This window comes from Vibrio sp. HENC-03, from assembly GCF_000305755.2.
In the GTDB taxonomy this organism is placed as follows: Bacteria; Pseudomonadota; Gammaproteobacteria; order Enterobacterales; family Vibrionaceae; genus Vibrio; species Vibrio owensii.
The window spans coordinates 560,913-569,277 of record NZ_JH976124.1; the positions used below are offsets into that span (position 1 = coordinate 560,913).

Sequence of the window (8,365 nt, forward strand, 5' to 3'; positions counted from 1 at the left end):
CCCTATAAGTAAGAAACGGTGTACACCACCATTCCCTCGAACTTCCCTTTCTTAATGTTGGCAGGGTCGAAAGGCACCAGTTTGGCGAAGTAACGGTCATAGCCGACTTGCTCTACTTCGTAACCATCACCGACAGGCTCATTAAGTTGCACTTCTTCACCACTCGGAGTGTAAAGTTTGATGCCGTAGGATTTGATTTCCGTGCCGCTTTCGTCAAAAACAGGGACGTAAGATCGGTTGTTCAGGTCTCGAACATTATCAAAATAGCCACGTAGCTTAACGGATGGACAATCGGCACCGTACTTTAAGTTGCGAACGATAATAGTGAGAGGTCGAGGCTCGGTTTGTACAATATCGTCTACACCAATGCGCCCGTAGTCGATGTTATTGTTCTTGATCTCCAGCTCAACCAAACATTTAGAAGGCTTAAGAATGTCCATGTTCTGAATCACGCTGCGGTAGTTTGCATACGCTCCGTTGTAACCCAACTCCCCATCTAACTGGAAAATGTTGACCGGCGCGCTATATCCAGAGAAATCCCCCGGCCCCGTAACAATGATGGGCTGGTATGTAATGGTTTTGGATGTTTTAGTGCGTGATTCACAAGCGTTGTTGTCTTCACTAGCACTACACTGAGGAACCCTGAAGCCATCAACTGCGGTTTTTACGCCATAAATATCTCGGCCTTCATATCGAAACCCCACCTTAATACCGGGAATATTCGGGACGACGGTATCACCCGTTTTACCGGGCCAAAAGAACACTTGTTCGGGGAAATCCTTCAAGTGAGGGAAATTCGTCGCATCTTTATAGCAAGTAACATTCACCGTTTGAGAGGGGCCACGCCATACCACTTGCCCATCAGGCGCATCAATGGGTACCGATGCAGAAGGGTCAATGTAGAAACTGCTTACACCGCCAGGACCACTACCACCAAAACTGCCACCGGCTTCTGTGCTGTAGCAGGCTAACGCCCACGCATTGGGAGCAACTGAAAGCCCCGTAACGAGCAAACAAAGTGTTAGAAATAACGCTCTCATCATTACCCCTCACTTTCGTCTTTGGCAGTGCAAATGTTTTTTGAATTGCAGAAATAGGTGTTGCTCACCGTGGCACCATAATCATTGATGTGGCTTAACGTGTATCGGTCGCTTTTTTCTACTTTCAAGGTTCTGCTGGTGAACGGCGCAAGCATCACAGGGGTGAAACCTGTCGCGTCTTTCTCCGCTTTCCCCACCATCAACTCAGAGTAAGTCACGTAAAATGGCGAACCGTTTTCTACCAAGATCTTATTGCTGCCTGTGCGCTTAATTTTGGTCGCGCTGGCCACTGCTTTATCGACGCGCTTAATCTTGTCCAGACTGGAAGGTCGATAGAAAAATTTGATCACCGATTCAATTGCGATTTGGATAGAACCACTGGCGGTCTCTGCGACAGCATCATCGTGCTTGTCATGCTCCGAAGGCGGCACTTCGCGAACATGTAAGAAGTAAGCTGTTTCCCTGTCTTGCGGAAGCTGGGAAGCGGTTGGCAAAGATTTGATGCGCAGCATGGCGTAATCTTTACTCTCGATTCTCAACACGGGTGGAACAACGATGAATTTGTCTTCTACATCCTTTCCGTCCATGTCCGTCAACCAAGATTGCGCTAAGAATGGAATGTCAGCGGGGTTCTTTATTTTGACGGTCTCCACCTTTGAGTTACCTTCATAAACCACACGAGTTCGGTCTAAAGCCAATGCCGCATTCGCCGATGCCGAGACCATCAAACAACACATGACGGCTAGAATTGATTTTTTCATAACTTCTCAACTACTGATTAATTATCACAATGAACGGAACGGATGACTTCTTTACTGTTTAGAACTGAGTCATCAATGATTAAGTGGCAGCTTTGGTTATCCCCCCAGCTCACACTGATTTTTGAATCGAGATTGACGCCGACCAGATAAGCCGTCGAGTCTTGCCCAACAATGCCAATCTCTTGATTGAGTTCGTCGTCAAACACCAATGCACCAAACGGAATGTCTTGTTCGCCTTGCAAGCGCGCCATGAAGTTGCTGCCTTGGCGGGCCTTGATTTTTTGATAGCCGATCGCACCTTCGGTCAGCACCATGCTCTTAACGCTGCCGAGCACCTCAACATCATCAGGTAGTGATTTGTAATCGATGGTGTTGTAGCTCTTTTGATAAGGCGTCACGCCATTGATCAGCGCCAAGCCAAACGCATTGGTCTCTTCGTTGTTGCTACCGTTAATGGTGACGTCCGGTACATTCGAATCGATAAGAATGCGCGACGTACCCGAGTTAAGTGCGCTGTAAGCCAAGCCATGTTTTGAAAGCAGCACTGTGCCCATCGCATTGGCGTTTACTTGGCTGTACGAGTTGGTTTTGTAGCTGCCACCCACAGACGTCGACATGAACGAGAAATCGCGATTGTAGTTGCCACTTACGCCGTTGGATTCACCCTCGTAAACATCGTAAGCAACGCGATAGTTAGAACCGTCATCGTTGTTGTATCCCGAGTAGGCAAGGTTTTGAGAGTAGTCGCCACTGCTTGAATTGGTTTGAACTGAGACAGTGTTGCTGCCACCAATAGGAATAGAGACCCCCAATGACCAACCTTTTTCGTCAATGCTTGGCGAGTATTCATTAATGCCCGACTCGTAGTCGTAACTGATGTATGAATCGTTCGACTTGTACAGGTTCATCGTTAAGTAAAGATCGATCCCGTTGATCTTCAACGGATGCGAAATATTAACGTCGTAACGAGAACTGTCGCGGCGATTGTCCCAATAGTTGTTTGAGGTGTAAGACAAATACGCACTGGTCGAGCCAAAGCTCTGGGTTAGTGCAATGTACTTTTCATCTTTACGGTTGTTGTTCGCGGCATAGACGATGGAAGAAGTGCGGTCATCATAAGACTTCAAATACTCATCAAATTCGTAGTATTGCTCTTCCGAAAAGCGATAGCCTGCCACACGTAAACCCAAGCCAAAGTCGGTCAGCGTGTTGTTGTAAGTAAAGCCATAGGACAAACCAGAGGCATCCGTGTCGTCGCCTAATTTCGCCTGCGCAGAAGAAATATCGAATGAAGCCGCCCCGAAGTAATTCAGGTTGATACCACTACCGAAAGTGTAAGATTGGTAATCTTCAGAAAGCAGCGTTGCAGAGAACAACGACAGGTAGTTGTTGACACCATAGGACGCTTCGGCGGAAAAAAACTCGGGCGTGTGCTCATAAGCATCACTGTCCGGCACACCCGCAGATACGCTATAGCGCACGTGATTAGGTCGCGTTAGGTACAACACATCTGCACCGTTCACTTGGTAACGTTGAATCGTCCCGTCAGCTTGTTTGACCTCAACATCCAACGTACCTTGAGACGCTTGTGATAGGTCATCAATCAGATACGGCCCCGCATTCACATTCACTACTTTAAGTACGTTGCCTTGCTGGCGAATGGTGATCACCGCATTGGTATTGACCGTGCCAGAGACCACTGGAGAGTAACCACGCAAGTTAGATGGCAACATTTGGTCATCGCTTTGCAGACGAACCCCCGTCATTTGGAACGAGTCGTACACGTCCGAGCCAAACTGGGTATTACCGAACGTCAGTTTCGATTTAATGCTGCGGATCGGCGCATAGCCATACAATGAAGTAAAGTCACCCGAGTAGTTGTTGGATGCTTGGTAATTTGCTCGAAAACGAAACGCTCCGGCATTTAACCCAACAATGCCGTAGGTGGATAGATCGTCATTCCAACCGTTTTCATCGTCTTGTTGGCTGGAAAAGTAATTAACGTTGTAATCCAGATAGAGCGCGGCGATGCCATCGTCCCATAAACGATCAGGCACAAAACCATATTTGTACTCATTGGCGATGTATTCTTGAGGCGTCGTGATGTCTAAACGTGCTTTACCGAGATCGGACGTGACTTTGGTGTAGCCGACATCTTCAAACTGATAACACACACCATCATCAACTGAGATCGCGTTTTCTTTGTAGACTTTATAACCACGCTCGCTAAGAGGAAGGCTGTCCATTAATGCATCAGAAATGCAGGGTTTATTGTTATTAAATACAATATTTTCTTTGGTTAAGAACTCCCCATTAATATAAACCTCTAGCTCATATTTACCGTCTTCCACAAAGTTCGCATTCGAGAATTTGCTTAAATCGACACTATTTTTACTTCTTATAAAATAATCATTGAAGCTGGTCGCGTAAGAAAAAGAAGGAAAGGAAAGTACAATTATTAAACCGAGTAAATGACGACGCATTTTATCAACCAGTGTTTTTTATTAGAACGAGAGCTTTGGCTAAACAGCCAAAGCTCTCTCGGCAACTGCTTAAGGGTACGTTACGCGTAGTAGCGCCCAAGATTCTGCAACACCCGCTGTAACAGGCGTTGCTGTTACGTCTACGTTTGCTTCATACGCTGCAGAGAAAGACGCGATGTTTGTGCCGTCTACGATTACGTTGCTTGCTGCTACGTCACCGTTGTCGATTGGGTTACCATCGTGAAGGATACGTACGCCAACGCCCGTTGCACCGCCTTCAACGCTGAATAGGTCGCCAGTGGTGTCTGGGTTAGAGTCGAATGTGAATTCCGCTTTTGTTGCTACAGTCGTATCACAATCTGTCAGCTTCACTTGGAAAGGCACTGGTGTAGAGCGGTCACCTTTTGCTTTAAAGATATGCGTTGGCTGTTGACCAAGTTGGATTGTCTGATCGATGCTGTCTGGTGATAGACCACATGCTGATTCTACGATTTCACCTTTGAAGTAAACGTTGGTCGTGTTTTCTGCCAAAGCAGGGGTTGCAGACATCAGTCCAAAAAGAAAAGTAGCTGCGATTGATGAGCGAATGAATTTAGCTTTCATTTTTAAATCCCGTGTATTTTTAGCGAATAAATGCAGACAAGAAGTGATGACTTCTTATCGTTGCAATTCAGTTTTTAATAAATGTGTGGATGGAATAGTTTTACTTCCAACTCGATGTGTTTGTATCGTTTAACAAACGTTATGATTTTTGGTTAGCGTGAATGTTATTAAGTTCTAAACCATTAATTCTCCCTAAATTATTCGCTCCTTTTCATCAAGAAATACTGCATTCTTGTTATGAGCCTATATTTTTAATTACCTGTTCCTAATAAGATTTATCCAATTAAACGTTGACCCGAACTATAAAGTTATTATTGGGTGTACGATCCGTGAACATTACGCGCGATTTGAGTGGCTCCACGAACGAATCGTAAGTAGCTCACCCAATACATAATCGGCCCCCGCGGAATAAACACCGGTACTCGCTCCGACTTCTTCAAGTTGGAACACTCGTACTTGCTTAACGGTTTTCTTTTCTGGCGCAACCATTAAGAAAAGCCTTGCCCGACTGGCGTACAACAACTCAATCAATCGCTCAATGCTAGACAGCAAAGCCGAATAACTGAGACTCTCGGTATGCATGAGAATGAACGCGTCACCTTCGACTCGGTAAGTCAAAGAAGCTAAGGCACTCCCACCAACGGACCATTGCTCCGTCGACTCTTTGCCATTGAGAAAGCGTTCATACTCTGTCAGTGAACAAAGCTGTCTTAAAAACTGACGACCACTGCCCTTTTCGTTCAAACGTCGCCACTTCCCCTTTCCTTCAGGAAGTGGGACAAGGCCAAAGTTGCCATGACGATAACGCTCGAACCTTTTGATCAATTGAGGCTTAGTCGGAAAGCAGCATGTCTTGAGTTCATCTACACTGTTTTCAAGCACTCTGAGAATCTGAACCATCCGCTCTGCTGTGGGTTGGACTTTCTCACTTTCCCACCGAGAGAGCGCATTAACATCGAGCCCAACAAACAAAGAGAAAGGGAAATGGCGTAAGCGATCCACCAGCTCTCTTTGCGACCAACCTCTTCTCTTTCGTGCCTTTCGAAGGTGTTGAGAAAAGTTCGACTCCACCTTTACCTCCACATGCCTTAATTGACTTATGAATCAAACAGTTAAATAGGCATAACAAAGTTAAGCAATATGGGCATGCTCTGTCGGTTTGAATTTGAACAAGGGTAGAATATGCCCCGAATTGAGCGAGGTTATATTCCTGAAAAATAAAGGGAAACGCTTAAAATCGGCATTTTGATTCAATGGTAAAGAACAATTGCTCAATTTCAGAAAAAGGTGTGTAGCACGTAGTACTATTCCTACAGGAGTGAGGGCAAAAGCGTGCAATCGACCTACTAACAGACGTCAAAAATTGCCTCTCATTGCGAGAGTTTAGGGCTTGAGATACAGAGGTGCCTGAGGTCGCGCTGGCTTCCTCAACCTATAAACGAAAAGGTCGTTGTGTTATTCGCTACGCGAAGAAATAGTCAAACAGCCGCAATTGCGCCCGCTTAGTATCTTCATCTGAAATACCGATATACCTTAGTGTTGTCGAAACAGACTGATGGCCGATAATGGTCGCTACTAGGCCAATGTCCATATCGCTTGAGTGATAAAGGTGACGTGCGAATATTTTCCTCAGGCTGTGACAGCCGATTTTGTACTGTCGTAGCTCATCAATACATCGAGATAAGCACGAGAAGACACTCCAACAAGCCTGACGCGAGATAACGCCTCGCTGTCTTTTTGCTCGATTACTGGCTAGGGTAGAGCGCGAAAAAATCAGACCGTTATCCTTGTCTTGCCACATTCTTCGACGTTTCTTCAATGCGGTTAAAGTACGCGGACTAAGATAAGCGATACGCTTTTTCACCGGCGCGTTTTTCGTTGCTTCTTCCAAGCGTGCTTGGACGCTTTTCTTCCAACTACGAGGCACTAACCCCGCTACGTTTCGGTAATCACACACGTACACTGAGAGCAACTTGGTATGATCTCGTTTGTAGTAGTTGAGCAGTTCATTTTTGATGCTTTTTAATACTTTATGTCGCGCTCTTGCTTGTCGCGCCAGTGTTCCTTTACTCTCAATCACCACCACTTCACCCGATTCAAAATTAATGTTGTCGTAGCCCAGTTTGGTGATGTCGGTAATTCGTAATCCCGTTTCAATGCCTATTCGCCAAATTAGCCAATAGACTTCATCGTGGTGTCGCTTCAGGTATTTTTCTGCTTTCTTTAAAATACGCTTGTCGCTAATTGCCTGCACGGTACTCATGAACATACCTTCCATTACGTTATAATTATTAATATTAAATATAGCTCAAGCGGTAATAAGCATTTGAGTTAATATTACTTACTGTTATTAATCTCAATTGCCACGGTTATATTTTTTTCTATACCATTAATTTAATTGATGTATTAATTGAATAATTCCAATCAAGTGATTTATCAGTCGCTTTCACTATATCAATTTGATTCAAGTCCCTCACAGTGATGATTTGATAAGTAAATTCATGTATTAACTCGATAATTTATCTGGATTCATAACTATATTGATTTTTTACTCAGAAAGATGGCGGTTTATTTGGTGATATGAACGGTGTGAAATCGTTTTGTAGCGCATTTTTTGTGATCTACTTCTCATGACAGTTTTATTGAACCGACATCACACACGCTCTCGAAGTGTCGTTGAGTAAGTATTCGGCAATGGAAAGCCAAACCTTTATGCGCAAACCAATGCAAACCAAACAAAAAAGGCTCCCAATTGGGAGCCTTGAACATTCTATAGGGGAGTAAAAGTGGTTTCGATTACTGCGCTTGTTGCTGCTTCATCGCTTCTAACTTTTTAAGCTGCTCTTGTTGACGCTTCTCTAGCGTCGACTTTTGCTCTGCGGTTAGAACATTGTAGATATCGTGCTGCGCTTTAAGTTGAGCCAGCTGCGTGTCTAGCTGTTTTGCATGCGCTTGTTGGATAAGTTGCTTGGCTTTTGCTTCATCAAAAGAAGACGCTTTCACTAACTTCTCGAACTGCTTCGCGCTTTCTTGTACTGCTTTAGGATCCTGCTGACCCGCTAGTTTGCTGCTTAAATTGATTTGAATTTCTTCAATCTTCGCTTGTTGATCAGCCGTAATGCTCTCTAAACCGAATGGTTTTGGCGCTGCAGGTTGAGTTGGTGCTGCTTCTGCAAATACATTTGCGCTGCTTAGTAGTAGAATCGTCGACAATAGGTAGCGTTTCATTGGGGGAACCTTCATTAACTTCAGTTTGGAGTTAGGTGAGACTCAATCGATACCACATGGTTTCCTGTACCTGACAAATATGAGACTTTCCGTCACAAAAATAAGCAAAGACTGATATGGCAAAAACGACAAATAATTTCCAATTTCCTTCGTCTTTTTCTTTTGTCCGTCGTCTTAGTCGTTATTTATACCCAAGTAACCTCGAGATGCTAGGTTCAGCGAGAATGACTTGGTTTGTAGACGCGGCGGC

At 44.8% G+C, this 8,365-nt stretch carries 7 protein-coding genes; all 7 read right to left on the reverse strand.

The genetic code is table 11. The features are described from left to right. Window positions 1-2 precede the first annotated feature (2 nt). The 7 genes from VCHENC03_RS09935 to VCHENC03_RS09905 all read right to left on the reverse strand — a co-directional run bounded on the left by VCHENC03_RS09935 (window position 3) and on the right by VCHENC03_RS09905 (window position 8,115). On the reverse strand, window positions 3-1,043 hold the full coding sequence (locus VCHENC03_RS09935; RefSeq protein ID WP_032802806.1) for an adhesin: 1,041 nt from the start codon (window positions 1,041-1,043) through the stop codon (window positions 3-5). Further along, window positions 1,043-1,801: a fimbrial biogenesis chaperone gene (locus tag VCHENC03_RS09930; protein ID WP_009706580.1), complete on the reverse strand. Its 759-nt coding sequence runs from the start codon at window positions 1,799-1,801 to the stop codon at window positions 1,043-1,045. The genes VCHENC03_RS09935 and VCHENC03_RS09930 overlap by 1 nt, the downstream gene beginning before the upstream one ends. Window positions 1,802-1,818: 17 nt before the next feature. Then, window positions 1,819-4,284 (reverse strand): fimbria/pilus outer membrane usher protein, encoded by a 2,466-nt coding sequence (locus VCHENC03_RS09925; RefSeq protein ID WP_009706581.1) that lies wholly within the window; start codon window positions 4,282-4,284, stop codon window positions 1,819-1,821. A 69-nt stretch (window positions 4,285-4,353) separates the two neighbouring features. Further along, the gene (locus VCHENC03_RS09920) at window positions 4,354-4,887 is read right to left on the reverse strand and encodes a fimbrial protein (RefSeq protein WP_009706582.1); all 534 of its coding nucleotides are present in this window, start codon (window positions 4,885-4,887) and stop codon (window positions 4,354-4,356) included. A gap of 336 nt (window positions 4,888-5,223) precedes the next feature. After that, a complete protein-coding gene (locus tag VCHENC03_RS09915; RefSeq protein WP_306301440.1) occupies window positions 5,224-5,970 on the reverse strand; it encodes a helix-turn-helix domain-containing protein in 747 nt (248 codons plus the stop codon). A 379-nt stretch (window positions 5,971-6,349) separates the two neighbouring features. After that, window positions 6,350-7,150 carry a tyrosine-type recombinase/integrase gene (locus VCHENC03_RS09910; RefSeq protein ID WP_009706584.1) on the reverse strand — a complete coding sequence of 267 codons (801 nt, stop codon included), beginning with the start codon at window positions 7,148-7,150 and terminating at the stop codon, window positions 6,350-6,352. A 533-nt stretch (window positions 7,151-7,683) separates the two neighbouring features. Next, entirely contained in the window at window positions 7,684-8,115 is a 432-nt protein-coding gene (locus VCHENC03_RS09905; protein ID WP_009706585.1) for a Spy/CpxP family protein refolding chaperone, read from the reverse strand. Window positions 8,116-8,365 lie beyond the last annotated feature (250 nt).

Coding starts and splice junctions, on each gene's coding strand:
- VCHENC03_RS09935 (WP_032802806.1), bottom strand. CDS start 1,043: ATGATGAGAGCGTTATTTCTAACACTTTGTTTGCTCGTTACGGGGCTT.
- VCHENC03_RS09910 (WP_009706584.1), bottom strand. CDS start 7,150: ATGAGTACCGTGCAGGCAATTAGCGACAAGCGTATTTTAAAGAAAGCA.
- VCHENC03_RS09905 (WP_009706585.1), bottom strand. CDS start 8,115: ATGAAACGCTACCTATTGTCGACGATTCTACTACTAAGCAGCGCAAAT.
- VCHENC03_RS09920 (WP_009706582.1), bottom strand. CDS start 4,887: ATGAAAGCTAAATTCATTCGCTCATCAATCGCAGCTACTTTTCTTTTT.
- VCHENC03_RS09930 (WP_009706580.1), bottom strand. CDS start 1,801: ATGAAAAAATCAATTCTAGCCGTCATGTGTTGTTTGATGGTCTCGGCA.
- VCHENC03_RS09925 (WP_009706581.1), bottom strand. CDS start 4,284: ATGCGTCGTCATTTACTCGGTTTAATAATTGTACTTTCCTTTCCTTCT.